At 52.2% G+C, this 18,102-nt stretch carries 16 protein-coding genes; 8 read left to right on the forward strand and 8 right to left on the reverse strand.

What is annotated here, in order from left to right:
- The 3 genes from OGY68_RS02870 to mdtD all read left to right on the forward strand — a co-directional run.
- The coding region (locus OGY68_RS02870) for a hypothetical protein (protein WP_286616834.1) at positions 1–290 on the forward strand (290 nt) is incomplete at its 5' end.
- A 31-nt stretch (positions 291–321) separates the two neighbouring features.
- Positions 322–1,026 (forward strand): FadR/GntR family transcriptional regulator, encoded by a 705-nt coding sequence (locus tag OGY68_RS02875; RefSeq protein ID WP_003023753.1) that lies wholly within the window; start codon positions 322–324, stop codon positions 1,024–1,026.
- A 1-nt stretch (position 1,027) separates the two neighbouring features.
- Positions 1,028–2,455, forward strand: a complete 1,428-nt coding sequence (gene mdtD / locus OGY68_RS02880) for a multidrug transporter subunit MdtD (RefSeq protein ID WP_008786557.1) — start codon at positions 1,028–1,030, stop codon at positions 2,453–2,455.
- Here the strand turns inward: mdtD and rbsR are convergent.
- The 7 genes from rbsR to kup form a co-directional block, all read right to left on the reverse strand.
- The gene (rbsR, locus tag OGY68_RS02885; RefSeq protein ID WP_003023757.1) at positions 2,421–3,413 is read right to left on the reverse strand and encodes a ribose operon transcriptional repressor RbsR; all 993 of its coding nucleotides are present in this window, start codon (positions 3,411–3,413) and stop codon (positions 2,421–2,423) included. The two genes, mdtD and rbsR, sit on opposite strands and share 35 nt — an antisense overlap.
- Positions 3,414–3,416: 3 nt before the next feature.
- A complete protein-coding gene (rbsK, locus tag OGY68_RS02890) occupies positions 3,417–4,346 on the reverse strand; it encodes a ribokinase (RefSeq protein WP_057068672.1) in 930 nt (309 codons plus the stop codon).
- Between the two features lie 141 nt (positions 4,347–4,487).
- Positions 4,488–5,378: a ribose ABC transporter substrate-binding protein RbsB gene (rbsB, locus tag OGY68_RS02895; RefSeq protein WP_057068675.1), complete on the reverse strand. Its 891-nt coding sequence runs from the start codon at positions 5,376–5,378 to the stop codon at positions 4,488–4,490.
- Positions 5,379–5,402: 24 nt separating this feature from the next.
- On the reverse strand, positions 5,403–6,368 hold the full coding sequence (gene rbsC / locus OGY68_RS02900) for a ribose ABC transporter permease (RefSeq protein ID WP_045449027.1): 966 nt from the start codon (positions 6,366–6,368) through the stop codon (positions 5,403–5,405).
- 5 nt (positions 6,369–6,373) lie between these two features.
- Entirely contained in the window at positions 6,374–7,879 is a 1,506-nt protein-coding gene (rbsA, locus tag OGY68_RS02905) for a ribose ABC transporter ATP-binding protein RbsA (RefSeq protein WP_003023764.1), read from the reverse strand.
- 7 nt (positions 7,880–7,886) lie between these two features.
- Entirely contained in the window at positions 7,887–8,306 is a 420-nt protein-coding gene (gene rbsD / locus OGY68_RS02910; RefSeq protein WP_003827001.1) for a D-ribose pyranase, read from the reverse strand.
- Between the two features lie 192 nt (positions 8,307–8,498).
- Positions 8,499–10,367, reverse strand: a complete 1,869-nt coding sequence (gene kup / locus OGY68_RS02915; protein WP_003827003.1) for a low affinity potassium transporter Kup — start codon at positions 10,365–10,367, stop codon at positions 8,499–8,501.
- A 329-nt stretch (positions 10,368–10,696) separates the two neighbouring features.
- On the opposite strand from kup, the gene ravA reads away from it, so the two are divergent.
- Together ravA and viaA are read left to right on the forward strand one after the other, a co-directional pair.
- Entirely contained in the window at positions 10,697–12,193 is a 1,497-nt protein-coding gene (ravA, locus tag OGY68_RS02920) for an ATPase RavA (RefSeq protein ID WP_020996042.1), read from the forward strand.
- A complete protein-coding gene (gene viaA, locus OGY68_RS02925; RefSeq protein WP_008786554.1) occupies positions 12,187–13,638 on the forward strand; it encodes an ATPase RavA stimulator ViaA in 1,452 nt (483 codons plus the stop codon). Before ravA ends, viaA begins: the two co-directional genes overlap by 7 nt.
- A 3-nt stretch (positions 13,639–13,641) precedes the next feature.
- Here viaA and asnA read toward each other — a convergent pair whose 3' ends face one another.
- Positions 13,642–14,634 carry an aspartate--ammonia ligase gene (gene asnA / locus OGY68_RS02930; protein WP_003827009.1) on the reverse strand — a complete coding sequence of 331 codons (993 nt, stop codon included), beginning with the start codon at positions 14,632–14,634 and terminating at the stop codon, positions 13,642–13,644.
- 151 nt (positions 14,635–14,785) lie between these two features.
- On the opposite strand from asnA, the gene asnC reads away from it, so the two are divergent.
- From asnC to mnmG, 3 genes are all read left to right on the forward strand, one after another.
- Positions 14,786–15,244, forward strand: a complete 459-nt coding sequence (asnC, locus tag OGY68_RS02935; RefSeq protein ID WP_003023780.1) for a transcriptional regulator AsnC — start codon at positions 14,786–14,788, stop codon at positions 15,242–15,244.
- Between the two features lie 88 nt (positions 15,245–15,332).
- Positions 15,333–15,782, forward strand: a complete 450-nt coding sequence (gene mioC / locus OGY68_RS02940) for an FMN-binding protein MioC (protein ID WP_003827013.1) — start codon at positions 15,333–15,335, stop codon at positions 15,780–15,782.
- 372 nt (positions 15,783–16,154) lie between these two features.
- Positions 16,155–18,044 carry a tRNA uridine-5-carboxymethylaminomethyl(34) synthesis enzyme MnmG gene (gene mnmG, locus OGY68_RS02945; protein ID WP_003827014.1) on the forward strand — a complete coding sequence of 630 codons (1,890 nt, stop codon included), beginning with the start codon at positions 16,155–16,157 and terminating at the stop codon, positions 18,042–18,044.
- The last annotated feature ends 58 nt before the right edge of the window (positions 18,045–18,102 follow it).

The raw sequence follows: 18,102 nt of genomic DNA on the forward strand, positions 1-18,102 counted from the left end.
TTCTCAGCGGCGCGGGGTGTGCATATTACGCCATCCCGCTACGAAGTCAAGCATTTAATTTCGCTTTCTTCGCCGGAGTTATCAGTGGAACCCCGCTGACCCGGCGACTTGTAATCCGTTGTTCCGTGTCAGTGGAGGCGCATTATAGGGAGTTATTTCAGGCTGACAAGGGGAAATTTAAAATAACTTTCCGAGTGCGTGTTTTTTCACCAAAACAACCATTAACATGCCATAAAATAAGCAAATTGCCGTTTTTGCAGCCGCAATCACACTTCCTGGTGGCATACTAATGAATAAGAAAAAGAGTAAGGAAGAACATTCATGCCGTTAAATGCCCAACAGCTAGCCGCACAGAAAAACTTGTCCTACGTTCTGGCCGAAAAGCTGGCTCAGCGAATATTAAAAGGTGAATACGCGCCGGGTGCGATATTGCCTGGCGAAATAGAGCTGGGCGATCAGTTTGGCGTGAGTCGCACCGCGGTAAGAGAGGCGGTAAAAACATTAACGGCAAAAGGTATGGTATTACCGCGCCCACGTATTGGCACACGCGTCATGCCGCAAGCAAACTGGAACTTCCTTGACCAGGAGCTACTCACCTGGTGGATGACGGAAGATAATTTCCCGCAGGTCATTAAACATTTTCTGGTGATGCGTATCAGCCTGGAGCCTCAGGCGTGCTTACTGGCAGCGACTATAGGTACGGCTGAACAGAAAGCGCACCTCAACACGCTGATGGAAGAGATGGTCGAGCTGAAAAGAAACTTCAGACGCGAACGCTGGATTGAGGTTGATATCGCCTGGCATGAGCACATCTATGAAATGAGTGCGAATCCGTTCCTTATTTCCTTTGCATCTCTGTTCCATTCGGTTTACCAGACCTACTTTACCTCTATTACCTATAACGATGTGGTGAAACTGGATTTGCACCAGGCCATTGTCGACGCAATAGATGATAACGATGGCGATCGCGCCTTTGCTGCCTGTCAGGCATTGCTGATAGCACCGAACGTGCTACCGGATAAATAATATGTCAGAAAAGAAATCACGCAGTATGGCCGGGCTACCGTGGATAGCAGCCATGGCCTTTTTTATGCAGGCACTAGACGCCACGATCCTCAATACCGCCCTACCCGCAATAGCACATAGTCTTAACCGCTCTCCACTCGCCATGCAGTCGGCCATTATCAGCTATACCCTGACTGTCGCGATGCTGATCCCGGTAAGTGGTTGGCTGGCAGACCGATTTGGTACCCGACGCGTCTTTATGATTGCCGTTAGCCTGTTTACGTTGGGATCGCTGGCCTGCGCGCTGTCCAGTTCCTTAAGCGAGCTGGTGATTTTCCGTGTCATTCAGGGGATCGGTGGCGCCATGATGATGCCCGTTGCCCGTCTGGCGTTATTGCGTGCTTACCCCCGCAGCGAACTGCTTCCCGTGCTTAACTTCGTCACCATGCCAGGACTTGTGGGGCCGATTTTAGGTCCGGTATTGGGCGGTGTACTGGTTACATGGGCCAGTTGGCACTGGATCTTCCTGATTAATATTCCAATTGGCATTGCCGGTATCTTCTATGCCCGCAAATATATGCCGAACTTCACCACGCCACGCCGCGGTTTTGATATGACCGGTTTCTTTCTGTTTGGTTTGAGCCTGGTGTTGTTTTCCAGCGGCGTTGAATTGTTCGGTGAGAAGCTTGTCGAGACCTGGGTCGCACTCGGTATTATTCTTGCCAGTGTGTTGTTACTACTCGCCTATATTCGCCATGCGCGTCGCCACCCAACGCCGCTGATATCGCTTCCGATATTTAAGACTCGGACCTTTTCTGTTGGGATCGCCGGAAACCTCGCCACTCGCCTGGGCACAGGCTGCGTGCCCTTCTTAATGCCGCTGATGTTGCAGGTAGGATTTGGATATCCGGCTCTGATAGCCGGCTGCATGATGGCGCCAACAGCGTTGGGTTCAATTCTGGCAAAATCCATGGTGACGCAGGTTCTGCGCAAACTCGGCTACAGGACCACATTGGTGGGTGTTACGGTATTTATCGGCCTGATGATTGCGCAGTTCGCTTTGCAATCTCCTGCCATGCCGATCTGGATGCTAATCCTGCCGTTGTTCATTTTAGGTATGGCGATGTCCACCCAGTTTACTTCAATGAATACCATCACTCTGGCGGATCTGACCGATGAAAACGCCAGCAGCGGCAACAGCGTATTGGCCGTTACTCAGCAGTTATCAATCAGTTTAGGGGTTGCCATCAGCGCCGCCGTTCTGCGTATCTATGAAGGTATGGAAGGAACCAATACGGTCGAGCAGTTCCACTACACCTTTATGACGATGGGCGCTATCACGGTAATATCCGCGCTGATGTTCATGCTGCTAAAAGCCAAAGATGGACGTAACCTGATCAAAGATCGGCACAAACCTAAACCGACCCCCGCTCCATCAGAACAGGAGTAAGCTGCAAACGCTGTTGCTGTAATGCGGGCTGCGCCATCCGGTGAATTAATACATCGATGGCCAGTTCGCCCAATTCATCTTTTGGTTGGTGGATGGTCGTCAGGGGCGGCGTCATATAGCGCGCCAGCTCGATATCATCGTAACCCACCACAGCCATATCCTGCGGAATGCGCAATCCTGACTGGTACAGAGCCTGATACGCGCCAACTGCCATTGCATCATTGCCGGTAAAAACGGCCTGCGGTCGCTGTTTATGCGACAGCAACGTTTGCATAGCTTCAAAGCCGCCGCCGAACTCAAAGTCACCGGTAATCTCGTAGCCTTCCGGGACAGGCAACCCCGCCCGCTTCATTGCTGCCCGATATCCTTCCAGACGCAAACGCGCCGGGGTTTTATCCAGCGGCCCGGTGATGCAGGCAATGCGCGTAAAACCTTTTTCGATAAGATGTTGCGTGGCTAAATCCCCGCCCAGCAAGGAGTTATCCTGAATCAGATCGCTTTCACCATCAAAAGGCGACCAGTCCATCATCACGGTCGGTATAGAAGGATAACGCTGCATTATTTCTCTGGAAGGCTGATGTGTTTCGGTGCAGAGCAGCAACAAGCCGTCCACACGTTTTTGCATCAGAGTTTCCAGGTTACGGTTCATGCGCTGTTCATCGCCTTCGGTATTGCACAGCACCAGGCTGTAGCCGCGCTCAAAACAGCTACGTTCAACGCCGCGCACTAGTTCAGAATAGAAGGGATTGGTACTGGCTGTGATTAACATGCCAATCGTGCGGGTCTGGTTTAACTTGAGGCTACGCGCCAGCGCGGAGGGCGCGTAGTTAAGCGCTTTAATTGCAGCTTCTACTTTGTCAGTGACGGACTCACTGACAAAGCGATCTTTATTAATGACGTGAGAAACCGTCGACGTGGAAACACCCGCCAGGCGGGCGACGTCCTTCATTGTAGCCAAGCGTTACCTCTGTTGACTTAAAAACGCTTCTATTTCTTCGCGCCACGGAACGGAAGGCTGTGCGCCTTTACGGGTAACCGCAATCGCCGCAGCGGCATGCGCAAAACGGATCGCTTCAGGCAGCGGAGTCTCTTCCAGCAACGCTGTAATTAACGCGCCATTAAAGGTGTCTCCAGCGGCAATAGTATCAACGGCTTCCACTTTAAAACCGGGCACACGCTGACCTTCACCATTAACGCTTGCCCACACACCGCGACTACCTAAGGTAATCAGTACAGTATGGATACCTTTAGCGTGCAATGCCTGCGCCGCTTTGGCCGCGTCTTCATCATTTTCGACCCGGATCCCCGTCAGCTTTTCAGCCTCGGTTTCATTCGGGGTAATAATATCCACCAGCGCCAGCAGTTCATCAGAAAGTTCACGAGCCGGTGCCGGGTTCAGGGCGACCATGATCTTATTTTGATGTGCAATCTTTGCTGCAGTCAGTACGCTTTCGATCGGCGATTCTAACTGCATAAGTAAGGCGGACGCCTGAGCAATACGCTCATGCTGCGCTTCCACCAGCGCTGGCGAAAGAGCTGCGTTCGCTCCGGCATGAATGCCGATAACGTTCTCACCTTCACCATTCACAAAAATCAACGCCACTCCGGTCGATTCCCCCGAAATTACGCTAATCGGCGCAATATCGATGTTGTCTTTGGCTAACTGTTTACGCACACTTTCGCCAATATCATCATCGCCCGTACAGGCAATGAATGCGATATTCGCGCCACTACGACCCGCAGCAACAGCCTGATTCGCGCCTTTACCGCCAAATGCGACCTGATAATGGCTACCAGTTACGGTTTCACCAGGTGTCGGGAAAGAGTTAAGGTTAAGGATGTGATCGGCATTGATACTGCCAAGAACAACGAGGTTGCCTGCGGTTTTCATATTTGGTGTTCCAAGTCAAAGTGCGCCACCGGGTTAGGGTGGCGCGTGCCCTGCTTTTCTTTTTACGCTTTCATCCCCAAAATCAGATACGGGGATGGCGTATTTATGTCTCCATCAGGCCGCGAGCGACCTGAATCGGTATTACTGCTTGATGACCAGCTTCAGGTCAACCGGATATTTAGCCTGAACCTTCTCGCCTTTCAGGACTTTATCCGCAGTCTCAACGCCTTTCGCGCCGATCTGATCCGGCAACTGAGCAATGGTCGCAGCCAGTTTGCCATCATTTACTGCTTTTTCGCCATCTGGAGTGCCGTCAAATCCAACCACCATCACATCAGATTTACCCGCGGTTTGCAGTGCGCGCAGCGCACCCAGCGCCATTTCATCGTTCTGGGCAAATACGGCCTGCACATCAGGATGCGCGGTCAGCAGGTTCTGCATGACGTTCAGACCTTTGGTGCGGTCGAAGTCTGCCGGCTGGCTGGCCAGTACGTTAAATTTGTGTGCCGCAACGGCCTGCTGGAAACCTTCGCCACGCTCACGCGCCGCTGAAGTTCCGGCAATCCCCTGCAGTTCGATAACTTTCGCGCCTTCACCTGCTTTCTTCGCGATGTAATCACCCGCAATTTTGCCACCCAACACGTTATCAGACGCGATGTGGCTTACCACTTCGCCTTTGGAGGCAACGCGGTCAAGGGTAATAACCGGAATTTTTGCCTGGTTAGCCATCTTCACAGCATTACCAACGGCATCAGAGTCAGTCGGGTTGATCAGCAGAATTTTAGTTCCACGAACCGTTAAGTCCTGAACGTTAGCCAGCTCTTTCGCCGGGTTGTTCTGCGAGTCCAGAATCACCAAGTTGTAACCCAGCTTATCCGCCTCTTTTTGCGCCCCATCCTTCAGAGAAACAAAGAACGGGTTGTTGAGGGTGGAGACCACCAGCGCAATGGTATCTTTCGCCATCGCATTCGCGCTCACGGTGGCGCTCAGCGCAACAGCAGAAACCAGGGTAGCCATTTTTTTCATGTTCATATTTAAGATGTCCTGTAATCGTTGTTACTGCTTTTTGTTGTCTACCAGTACCGCCAGCAAAATCACCACCGCTTTGACGATCATCTGGTAATAGGAGGATACACCTAACAAATTCAAACCATTATTGAGGAAACCAAGAATCAATGCGCCGATCAGCGTCCCAACAATACGCCCTTTACCACCCGCCAGGCTGGTACCGCCTAACACCACCGCTGCGATAGCATCCAGCTCATAGCCAGTACCTGCCGTCGGTTGTGCGGAGGAGAGTCGCGCGACTTCAATGATGCCCGCCAGCGATGCCAGCAGACCGCACAGTGAGTAAACGATAATTTTGATTTTACTGACGCTGATACCGGACAAACGCGTTGCCGCTTCGTTACCGCCCAGCGCATAGATATAACGGCCCAGACGAGTGTGGTGCAGCATGTACCACGCCGCGAGGAAGACAATCCCCATGATCCACACTGGCGTAGGGATGCCTAACGGACGACCAATACCAAACCAGCCAAACACATCGGCATTGTCAGTAAACCCGGTATTAACCGGACTGCCGTTGGTGTACACCATGGTCACGCCGCGCAGCAGCAGCATCATCACCAGCGTTGCAATAAACGCCTGCACCCGGCCTTTCGCAACAATCACCCCGGTGACTGCGCCAATGGCAGCGCCGAGCGCCAGGGCTGCAGCAACAGCCACCAGCGCATTGACCTCAATCCCTACAATTGAAGCCGCAACCGCGCCAGTAAGCGCCAGCAAGGAACCGACGGACAGATCGATACCCGACGTCAGGATAACCAGCGTCATGCCAACGGCCATGATGGCGTTCACCGACGTTTGCTGGAGAATGTTGAACAGGTTATTAACGGTAAAAAAGTTAGGGCTCATGGTAGAAACAATCGCGATCAGCACTAGCAGAGCGATGAGCGACTTTTGCTCCAGAAGCCATGCTTTAGTGAAATAACGGCGACCAGAAACAGCCTGGGTAGTCATCTTTTTTACTCCTGATTCACGCGATTAAGCTTGCCCACAGCGGCAGCCATTAATACTTCCTGAGTGGCCTGCTCGCGAGTGAACTCACCGCCGAGATGCCCTTCATGCATAACGATAATTCGATCGCTCATGCCCAATACTTCTGGCATCTCAGAGGAGACCAGAATGATACTCAGCCCGTCAGCCTTAAACTGGTTGATAAGCTGATAGATTTCTTTCTTGGCTCCAACGTCAACGCCGCGCGTTGGTTCATCAAGGATCAGCACTTTTGGCCGGGTCATCAGACCGCGCGCAATCGCCACTTTCTGCTGGTTACCACCGGAAAGCAGGCCGATAGCCTGTTCCATTGATGGTGTTTTAACATTGAACAGACGAATAAAATCACCCACCGCCTGCTGCTCATCTTTATGTTTAAGGCTTCCACCGGCGCGGCTGAAATAACGCAGCGCGGTCAGTGACATGTTCTCTTTCACCGACATACCCAGCACTAAGCCATCGCGTTTACGGTCTTCAGAAATATAGACGATGCCGTTAGCCAACCCATCCTGCGGCGAACGGGTAACCACTTCATGGCCATCAAGCGTGACGTAACCGCTGGTGCGCGGCAATGCGCCGTACAATACTTTCATCAGTTCGGTACGTCCGGCCCCCATCAGCCCGGATACGCCAAGGATCTCGCCTTTACGCAGCGTGAACGAAACATCGTTTACGCCAGGACCGCACAGGTTATCGACCTTCAGGCGAATATCACCCGGCGCTTTTTCCAGGCGCGGGTACTGATCTTCCAGCTTACGTCCCACCATCATTTCAATCAGCGAGTCTTCAGTCAGCGAGGCAACTTCACGTTCGGCAATAAACTGCCCGTCGCGGAAGACGGTTACGTCGTCGCAAATCTCGAAGATCTCTTTCATACGGTGAGAAATATAGACAATGCCGCGTCCCTGGGATTTCAGTTCGCGGATGACGCGGAACAGGGATTCGGTTTCAGTGTCGGTGAGGGCATCCGTCGGTTCATCCATAATGATGACCTTCGATTCAAAGCTCAGCACTTTGGCAATTTCGACCATCTGCTGATCGCCAATCGACAGCTCACCAACCAGTCTGTCGCTTTTAAAGCGCAGATTCAGTTTGGCGAGCAGCAGATCGGCTTCGGCGTACATCTTCTTCCAGTCAATTTTGCCAAAGCGATTCACAAACTCACGGCCAAGAAAAATGTTCTCGGCGATAGTGAGTTGCGGGATCAGGTTCAGCTCCTGGTGGATGATACCGATTCCGGCTTCCTGGGAGGATTTCGGGCCGTTAAAGGTGGTCTCTTTCCCCAGCCACAATAAAGAACCGGCATCACGGGTATAGATCCCGGTCAGCACTTTCATCATGGTGGATTTGCCCGCGCCGTTTTCGCCCACCAGCGCCATTACGCGGCCAGGGTAGACATTCAGCGCGGCGCCGGATAGCGCTTTTACGCCCGGGAACGCTTTATCGATCCCTTTGAGTTGCAGTAATGCGTTCATGATGGCCTCAGAACGTGACGCCAGCACAGAGAATGATATTCGCATACGGAGAACATTCTCCGCTGCGAATTACCGCCTGACTGTCTGCGGTTTGTTTTTTGAATTGTTCATGCGTGGTGTAACGAATTTCTATGGTGTTTCCCTGGTGTTGTTGCAGTTGCTCAATGTGGCTGAGCAACGTTTCGTGGAGTTGCGGATTATGTTGTTTAATTTCCGACGCGAGAATGGCTGCCTCGACCTGCATTTCACGTGTGACCACATCCAGCACCTGCATAAAAGAAGGTACGCCCTGGGTTAATGCCATATCAATACGCGTTGTGCTGTTCGGGATGGGTAAACCTGCATCACACACCACCAGCGTATCGGTATGCCCCAGACGGGAGATCACCGTTGAAATTTCAGAGTTGAGTACCGTGCCTTTCTTCATTTTCTTTCCCCACTAGCGAAACGTTTCGCTGAAGATAAGTGTAGTGCGAAGAGTGGACAGAAAACCACCGCGACGTTACGAAAATGTGATCGCCATCGAAACGTTTCGCAAGGATTATCATTTGATGAAATGAAAACTGAGAGGGGCAAAACAAAACGCCCCCTTTCGCGATGAAAGAGGGCGTCGATGAGATTAAATCTCTACCTGAGTACCAAGTTCAATAACCCGGTTCGGTGGGATTTCAAACTGGTCCGGCGCGCGCAGCGCGTTGCGCTGTAGCAGCAGATACAGCTTGCCGCGCAGACGCAGGTACCATGGCCGCTTACCTACAATCAACGACTCATGCGACATGAAGAAGGACGTTTCCATCATCCGACAGCTTAAGCCTTCCAGACCGCAGCGATGGAACACTTCCTCCACGTTCGGCGTTTCGCGCCAACCGTAGCTGGCCACCACGCGCCAGAAGGTGGGCGATAACTGCTCAATCTGCACTCTACGCACGTTGTGAACATAGGGCGCATCTTCCGTGCGCAGCGTCAGCAGAATAACGCGCTCATGCAGCACCTTGTTATGCTTGAGGTTATGCAGAAGCGCAAACGGGATGACGTTCAGTGCGCGGGACATATACACCGCCGTTCCCGGCACGCGTACCGGTGGCGATTTCTCCAGAGAAGCAATCATCGCCTCCAGAGAGTTACCGTGCTCATGCATGCGACGCAGCAGACGGAAGCGTTCGCTTTTCCAGGTGGTCATGATGGTGAACATCACCAGACCCAGCGTCAGAGGCAGCCAACCGCCAGAAATAAGCTTATCGAGGTTCGCGGAGAACAGCGGAACATCGACGCACAAGAACGCCACCAGGATCAGGAAGACGAAGTATTTATTCCAGTGCCAGTTTTTGCGCGCCACGGTGGTAGACAGAATAGATGTCAGTACCATTGTCCCCGTTACCGCAATCCCGTACGCCGCGGCCAGATTACTGGAGTGTTCAAAGCTCACAATCACGATAACTACCGCAAAATAGAGCATCCAGTTAACGAAAGGAATGTAAATCTGGCCCGATTCCATTTCCGAGGTATGGATGATACGCATCGGCGATAAATACCCCAGACGTACGGCCTGACGCGTCAGCGAGAAGACACCGGAGATAACCGCCTGAGAAGCGATAACCGTTGCCAGCGCGGCGAGGATCAACAATGGAATTAATGCCCAGTCCGGCGCCAGCAGGAAAAATGGGTTTTTGATCGCTTCAGGATGCTTTAACAGCAACGCGCCCTGCCCAAAATAGTTCAGCACCAGTGAAGGCAATACCACGGAGAACCATGCCAGACGAATCGGCAATTTACCGAAGTGGCCCATATCCGCATACAGCGCTTCAACACCGGTAATCGACAGCACCACCGCACCCAGCGCGATAAAGGACAGCGTTTTGAATTCGAGGAAGAAATGCACCGCCCAATACGGATTGAGCGCCTGCAGCACTTCCGGATTGCCAATAATACTGCGCACACCTAATACCGCGAGCGTCAGGAACCATAGCAGCATAATCGGCGCAAACAGCTTACCGACCATGCCGGTACCGTGTTTTTGAATCAAAAACAGCAGGGTCAGCACAATTATTGAGAGCGGAACAATCCAGGTATCCAGTTGCGGGGCAACTATCTCCAGACCTTCAATTGCAGACATCACCGAAATGGCTGGCGTAATCACCACTTCACCATAGAAGAAGCTGCCGCCTATCAATCCCATAATGACCAGCATGGAGGTTGTTCGCGCCGAGGTATTGCGCCCGGCCAATGACATCAGCGTCAGGATCCCGCCTTCTCCGGCGTTATCTGCGCGCATGACAAACGTCAGGTATTTAATGGAGACAACAAAGATCAGCAGCCAGAAAATCAGCGAGAGAAAACCAAATACGGCATCACGTTCAACGCCAAAACCAAACTGGCCGGACAAACATTCACGAAGCGTATAAAGTGGGCTGGTACCAATATCACCGTAGACAACCCCAATGGCCGCAAGGGTAATCGCAGACAATGATTGTTTATTATCAGTGCTCATAGACTCGTCTTTCGTTTATACACATCATCTTTCAAGCCACTCCGTATGGGCTGCATTCGTTATTCCCCCCATCCCAGAAGAAAACTCCATTGCCGCCTTGGTGCAGCTTGATTGATTTGGTGTATATATAAGAAATGTGTGCGTCGTCCCTTGGCCCACAAAAAGGCGCACAGTATGCACGATTAATCACAAAATCGTACCCCTAAATGAGACCAGATTAATCTGGCTCAAAGAAAAATAAGCGCACCTTCAGTCTATTACTGCAATGGTGTGAAGCATCTATACTCGCAGTTTATGCAGTACATTTGGCGAAAGGACGCCACTTCATTATGGCTCACCCACATTTATTAGCGGAAAGAATTTCCCGTCTGAGCAATGCGCTGGAAAAGGGACTTTATGAACGTAGCCACGCCATTCGTCTGTGTCTGCTGGCAGCACTCAGCGGCGAGAGCGTTTTCTTATTAGGCCCCCCGGGGATCGCAAAAAGCTTAATTGCCCGCCGACTGAAGTTTGCCTTCCAAAACGCACGCGCCTTTGAATACCTGATGACGCGCTTCTCTACGCCCGAAGAGGTGTTTGGTCCGCTGTCCATTCAGGCATTAAAAGATGAAGGTCGCTATGAACGCTTAACGGCGGGCTATCTTCCTGAAGCTGAAATCGTTTTTCTCGATGAAATCTGGAAAGCAGGCCCGGCAATCCTTAACACCCTGCTGACCGCCATTAACGAACGTCACTTCCGTAACGGCGCGTATGAAGAAAAAATTCCAATGCGTCTGCTGGTGGCGGCTTCCAACGAACTGCCTGAAGCCGACAGCAGCCTGGAAGCGCTGTACGACCGTATGCTGATTCGTCTGTGGCTGGATAAAGTTCAGGACAAGGCCAATTTCCGCTCCATGCTGTTAAGTCAGCAGGATGAAAGCGACAATCCGGTCCCGGCATCATTGCAGGTGACGGATGAAGAGTATCACCAGTGGCAAAAAGACATTGGTGCGATCAAGCTTCCCGATCGCGTGTTTGAGCTCATTTTCACGCTGCGCCAACAGTTGGACGTGTTACCGAATGCTCCTTATGTGTCCGATCGTCGCTGGAAAAAAGCGATCCGCTTACTCCAGGCCAGCGCTTTCTTTAGCGGACGCGATGCGGTAGTACCTATCGACCTGATCCTGCTGAAAGATTGCCTGTGGTACGACGCACAAAGCCTGAATCTGATGCAACAACAGCTTGAAATATTGATGACCGGACACGCCTGGCAACAGCAAGCCATGCTGACGCGCCTGGGCAGCATTGTGCAGCGTCGCATTCAGCTCCAGCAGCAGCAAAGCGACAAAACGGCGTTCACGGTGATCCGCCAGGGCGGAATGTTCAGCCGTCGTCCTCATTATGATTTACCGCCAGAAGCCTCGTCTTCTGTCGTGACATTACTGCTGCAAAAGCCTTTAAAACTGCATGATATGGAGGTTATCCATATAGCTTTCGAACGTGGCGCGCTGGAACTGTGGCTAACAAAAGGCGGGGAGATCCGCGGAAAACTAAACGGGATCGGCTTTGCCCAAACGCTGAATATGGAAGTCGATAGCGCACAGCATCTGGTTGTACGCGATGTCAGTTTACAAGGTTCTCGCCTGGCGCTGCCGGGTGCTTCGCAAGAGAGTATGCCCGCAGAGATAAAACAGGAGCTTGAAGCGCTCGATAATGAGTGGCATCAGCAGCACAGCGCATTCAGCGAACAGCAAAAATGCCTGTTTATTCATAGCGACTGGTTAGGCCGCATTGAGGCCAGCCTGCAGGATGTCGGGGCGCAAATCCGCCAGGCGCAACAATGCTGACCCTTGATACGCTCAACATCATGCTGGCAGTCAGCGAAGAGGCAATGATCGAAGAGATGATCGTCGCCCTGCTGGCTTCCCCAAAGATGGTGGTATTTTTTAAAAAATTTCCTCGCCTTAAAAAAGCGATCACTGACGACATTCCCCGCTGGCGTGAATCATTGCGTAGCCGCCTCAAAGATACCCATGTACCGCCGGAGCTGATGGAGGAGGTTATGTGCTATCAACAAAGCCAGCTCCTCTCTCATGCGCAGTTTATCGTTCAGCTACCGCAAATATTATCGCTATTGCACCGCCTCCATTCGCCGTGGGCCGGGCAAGCGCAGCAACTGGTCAATGACAACAGCACCTTTACGCCCGCACTACATACGCTTTTTCTCCAGCGCTGGCGCCTGAGCCTGGTGGTGCAAACCACAACGCTGAATCAGCAACTGCTGGAAGAAGAGCGCGAGCATTTGCTCAGTGAAGTACAAGAACGGATGACCCTCAGCGGGCAACTGGAACCTGTACTGGCAGAAAATGACAACGCAGCAGGCCGGTTGTGGGATATGAGCGCGGGCCAAATCAAGCGCGGTGATTATCAGTTGATGGTGAAATACGGCGAATTTCTGACGCAACAACCCGAACTCCAGCGCCTGGCCGAGCAGTTAGGTCGTTCCAGAGAGGCGAAATCCGTGCCGCGTAAAGATGCGCCAATGGAAACCTTCCGTACCCTGGTGCGCGAACCTGCAACCGTCCCGGAGCAGGTGGATGGCATCCAGCAAAGTGACGATATCCTGCGCCTGCTACCGCCAGAGCTGGCCACGCTGGGCATTACCGAACTGGAATACGAGTTCTACCGACGGCTGGTGGAAAAACAACTGCTCACCTACCGCCTGCACGGCGAAGCATGGCGTGAGAAAGTAACGGAACGTCCGGTGGTGCATCAGGATTTTGACGAGCAGCCGCGCGGGCCTTTTATCGTCTGCGTTGATACCTCGGGATCGATGGGCGGGTTTAATGAGCAGTGTGCGAAAGCCTTTTGCCTAGCGCTAATGCGCGTTGCCCTTGCCGATAACCGGCGCTGTTTCATTATGCTGTTTTCAACAGAAGTGGTGCGCTATGAGCTTTCCGGTCCGGAGGGCATCGAACAGGCGATCCGCTTTTTAAGTCAGCGCTTTCGTGGTGGCACTGATATTGCCAGCTGTTTTCGCGCCATAATTGAGCGCATGCAGGGTCGGGAATGGTTTGATGCCGATGCGGTGGTGATCTCAGATTTTATCGCTCAGCGATTGCCCGATGAGGTCGTCAATAAAGTGGGTGAATTACAGCGGGTGCACCAGCACCGTTTTCACGCGGTGGCGATGTCAGCACATGGCAAACCCGGCATCATGCGCATTTTCGATCATATCTGGCGCTTTGATACCGGGATGCGAAGCCGCCTGCTCAGACGCTGGCGGCGTTAATTGTTACAGCAGAGAAGCGACGCTTTCACGTACCTGGGCCGGCCATACGCCACACTGAACCTGACCAATGTGCGGTAATTGCAGCAACAGCATGGTCAGACGCGACTGCCCAATGCCGCCACCAATTGTCTGCGGCATTTCACCGCGCAGCAGCGCCTGGTGCCACTCCAGACTCAGGCGATCTTCATCACCGGTCAGAGACAGCTGGTGTTTCAGGGCGTCAGCATCCACACGGATCCCCATAGAAGACAGCTCAAACGCATCTTCCAGAACCGGGTTCCAGACCAGAATATCACCGTTCAGACCGGCATGACCCAGCTCGGACGCTGAACTCCAGTCATCATAATCGGGCGCACGTACGTCATGACGGTGACCGTCACTGAGCTTACCGCCGATCCCCACCAGGAATACCGCACCCAGCTCTTTAGCGATCGCACGTTCACGACCTTTTGCATCAAGATCCGGATAACGAGATAACAGCTCCTGGCTATGAACAAAGTGGATCTGCTCCGGCAGGAACGGTGCCAGACCAAACTCTTTGCTAACCGCAGCTTCGGTGGCCTTAATTCCCGCCCAGATAGCCTCTACCGTGCTTTTCAGAGTGGAGAATTGACGCTCACCGTCGCCCATCACGCGCTCCCAGTCCCACTGATCAACATACACTGAGTGCAGTGGGGAGAGGCGATCTTCATCGGGACGCAGGGCTTTCATGTGCGTGTACAGCCCCTCGCCTGCGCTAAAGTCGTGTTGTCCTAACGTTTGACGCTTCCACTTCGCCAGTGAATGAACCACTTCGAATTGAGCGTCTGGCAATGCTTTAACCTTCACCTGCACCGCTTTTTCGCAGCCCGACAAGTTATCCTGCGTGCCATCTCCAACGCGACTGAGGATCGGCGCCTGAACTTCGATCAGGCCTAAACGCTCTTCCAGCTGGCGAGAAAAATGAGATTTTACGAAGCTAATTTGACGTTGTTTGGCAATGTAAGCGGTTTTCATTATGTGTACTCCTGTGTCCTGTTGCCTATGATTAAGCAACAGAATGGAGGTAATATTCAATAATCAACAAACAAAAAGCCGACTTCGATTTTGATTCGTTAAAAATTACGTCTAAAATAGAGGGAATCATTAATCTACATAAGAAAAACCTATGGAAAATTATCAGATCGACAATCTGGACCGCGGCATTCTTGACGCCTTAATGGAAAATGCTCGTACCGCCTACGCAGAATTAGCCAAACAGTTCGGCGTCAGCCCAGGAACAATTCACGTTCGCGTAGAAAAGATGAAGCAGGCGGGGATTATTACCGGCGCGCGGATTGATGTTAGTCCCAAACAATTGGGTTATGACGTCGGCTGCTTTATCGGCATAATCCTGAAAAGTGCGAAAGACTATCCGTCAGCGCTTGCCAGACTGGAAAGCCTCGATGAAGTGACCGAAGCATATTACACCACCGGGCACTACAGCATCTTTATTAAGGTGATGTGCAAGTCGATCGACGCATTGCAGCAGGTACTTATCAACAAGATCCAAACAATTGACGAAATTCAGTCCACGGAAACGCTGATCGTCCTGCAAAACCCGATCATGCGTACCATCAAGCCGTGATCGCTTTTTTTAATACCCTGGTTTTCCACAGGTAGATCCCAGCTCGCTCACAGCGTACAATACGCCCTCTTTATAAAGGTGGGCGATCATGGCAGACATCACTCTTATCAGCGGTAGTACGCTTGGCAGTGCGGAATATGTAGCAGAGCATCTGGCTGAAAAGCTGGACGACGCCGGTTTTTCCAGCGAAATACTGCATGGGCCAATGCTTGAAGAGGTTCCGACTGACGGGATCTGGCTGATTATCAGCTCCACGCACGGTGCGGGAGATATTCCTGACAACCTGCAGCCTTTATATGATGCGTTACGCGAGCAAAAGCCGGACCTGTCACAAGTACGCTTTGGTGCAATCGGGATCGGCAGTCGTGAATATGACACCTTTTGCGGCGCAATCGACAAGCTGGAAGCCGAATTGAAGGCCTGTGGGGCAAAACAGATCGGCGAAACACTCAGGATCAACGTGCTGGAACATGAAATTCCGGAAGATCCGGCTGAAATTTGGCTGGGATCGTGGCATCCGTTGCTCAGAGATTTGTAAAGATCGTACTTTTTTATGTGGATAACTCTGGTTAAAAGCTTGGATCAACCGGTAGTTATCCCAAGAACAACCGTTGTTCAGTTTTTGAGTTGTGTATAACCCTTCATTCTGATCCCAGCTTATACGGACCAGGATCACCGATCATTCACAGCTAATGATCCTCAGCAACCTGTTGATCTTACTTAAAGGATCGTCCTTATCCACAGAAAGGTGCGATCTTAATAAGAGATCACAATAAAACAGATCTCTAAATAAAAAGATCTTCTTTTTAATACCCAGGATCCCAGGTCTTTCTCCATCGACTAAAGTTGAGTAGAATCCACGGCCCGGGCTTCAATCCATTTTCACACCGCGTTATGCGAGGCAATTACCATGTTTTATCAGGATCCTTTTGACGTCATCATCATTGGCGGGGGTCATGCAGGCACCGAGGCCGCAATGGCCGCGGCGCGAATGGGTCAACAGACTCTGCTTTTGACACACAATATCGACACTCTGGGGCAGATGAGCTGCAACCCGGCGATCGGCGGTATTGGGAAGGGACACCTGGTAAAAGAAGTGGATGCGCTTGGTGGGTTGATGGCAAAAGCGATCGACCACGCGGGTATCCAGTTTAGGATACTAAACGCAAGCAAAGGGCCAGCTGTTCGCGCTACCCGAGCTCAGGCCGATCGTGTGCTCTATCGCCAGGCGGTACGCACTGCGCTGGAGAATCAACCTAACCTGATGATCTTCCAGCAGGCGGTTGAAGATCTGATTGTCGAAAACGATCGCGTTGTGGGTGCAGTAACCCAAATGGGACTGAAGTTCCGTGCCAAAGCGGTCGTATTAACTGTGGGGACTTTCCTCGACGGCAAAATTCATATTGGTCTGGATAACTACAGCGGTGGCCGCGCTGGCGATCCGCCATCCATCCCGCTGTCACGCCGTCTGCGTGAACTGCCGCTGCGCGTCAGCCGCCTGAAAACCGGTACACCGCCGCGTATCGATGCGCGCACGATTGATTTCAGCGTGCTCGGCCAGCAAAACAGCGATAACCCGATGCCGGTCTTCTCATTCCTGGGCGATGCTTCTCAACATCCGCGCCAGATGCCGTGTTACATCACGCATACCAATGAGAAAACCCATGACGTGATCCGCAATAACCTCGATCGTAGCCCAATGTACGCTGGCGTGATCGAAGGTATTGGCCCACGCTACTGCCCGTCGATCGAGGACAAAGTAATGCGCTTTGCCGATCGTAACCAGCATCAGATCTTCCTCGAACCGGAAGGACTGACCTCTAACGAAATTTACCCGAATGGCATCTCCACCAGCCTGCCGTTCGATGTGCAGATGCAAATTGTCCGCTCCATGCAGGGGATGGAAAATGCCAGAATCGTCCGCCCAGGCTACGCGATTGAGTATGATTTCTTCGATCCGCGTGACCTGAAACCTACTCTGGAAAGCAAATTCATCCAGGGTCTGTTCTTTGCGGGCCAGATTAACGGTACAACCGGTTATGAAGAAGCCGCCGCACAAGGCATGCTGGCAGGTCTGAACGCCGCACGCTTGTCAGCCGAAAAAGAGGGTTGGGCACCGCGTCGCGATCAGGCTTATCTTGGCGTGCTGGTGGACGACCTGTGTACGCTGGGTACCAAAGAACCGTACCGTATGTTCACATCTCGCGCTGAATACCGTTTGATGCTGCGTGAAGATAACGCCGACCTGCGTCTGACTGAAATTGGTCGTGAACTGGGTCTGGTGGACGATGAGCGCTGGGCTCGCTTCAACGAGAAACTGGAGCGCATCGAACAGGAACGCCAACGTCTTAAATCAACCTGGGTGAATCCGTTAGCGGAGTCCGCAGCAGAAGTGAATGCTCACCTGGCTACACCTCTGTCACGTGAAGCGAGCGGTGAAGATCTGCTGCGTCGCCCGGATATGACCTATGCTCAGTTGACCTCTTTATCTGCGTTCGCACCCGCGCTTGATGATGCTCAGGCCGCGGAACAGGTTGAGATTCAGGTGAAATATGAAGGGTATATTGCCCGTCAGCTGGAAGAAATTGAAAGACAACAGCGCAATGAAAACACCCTGTTGCCTGCAACGCTGGATTATCGTCAGGTCTCAGGCTTGTCGAATGAAGTTATCGCTAAGCTGAACGATCACAAACCCGTTTCGATCGGTCAGGCATCGCGTATTTCCGGCATAACGCCTGCCGCCATCTCCATTCTGCTGGTATGGCTGAAAAAACAAGGTATGCTGCGCCGCAGCGCTTGATAACACTATTTTGGCGGGGGCGCTTCGCTTGCCCGCCGTACAAATTTGTAGGCCCGAT

Source organism: Citrobacter sp. Cpo065 (assembly GCF_030332805.1).
GTDB lineage: Bacteria > Pseudomonadota > Gammaproteobacteria > Enterobacterales > Enterobacteriaceae > Citrobacter > Citrobacter portucalensis.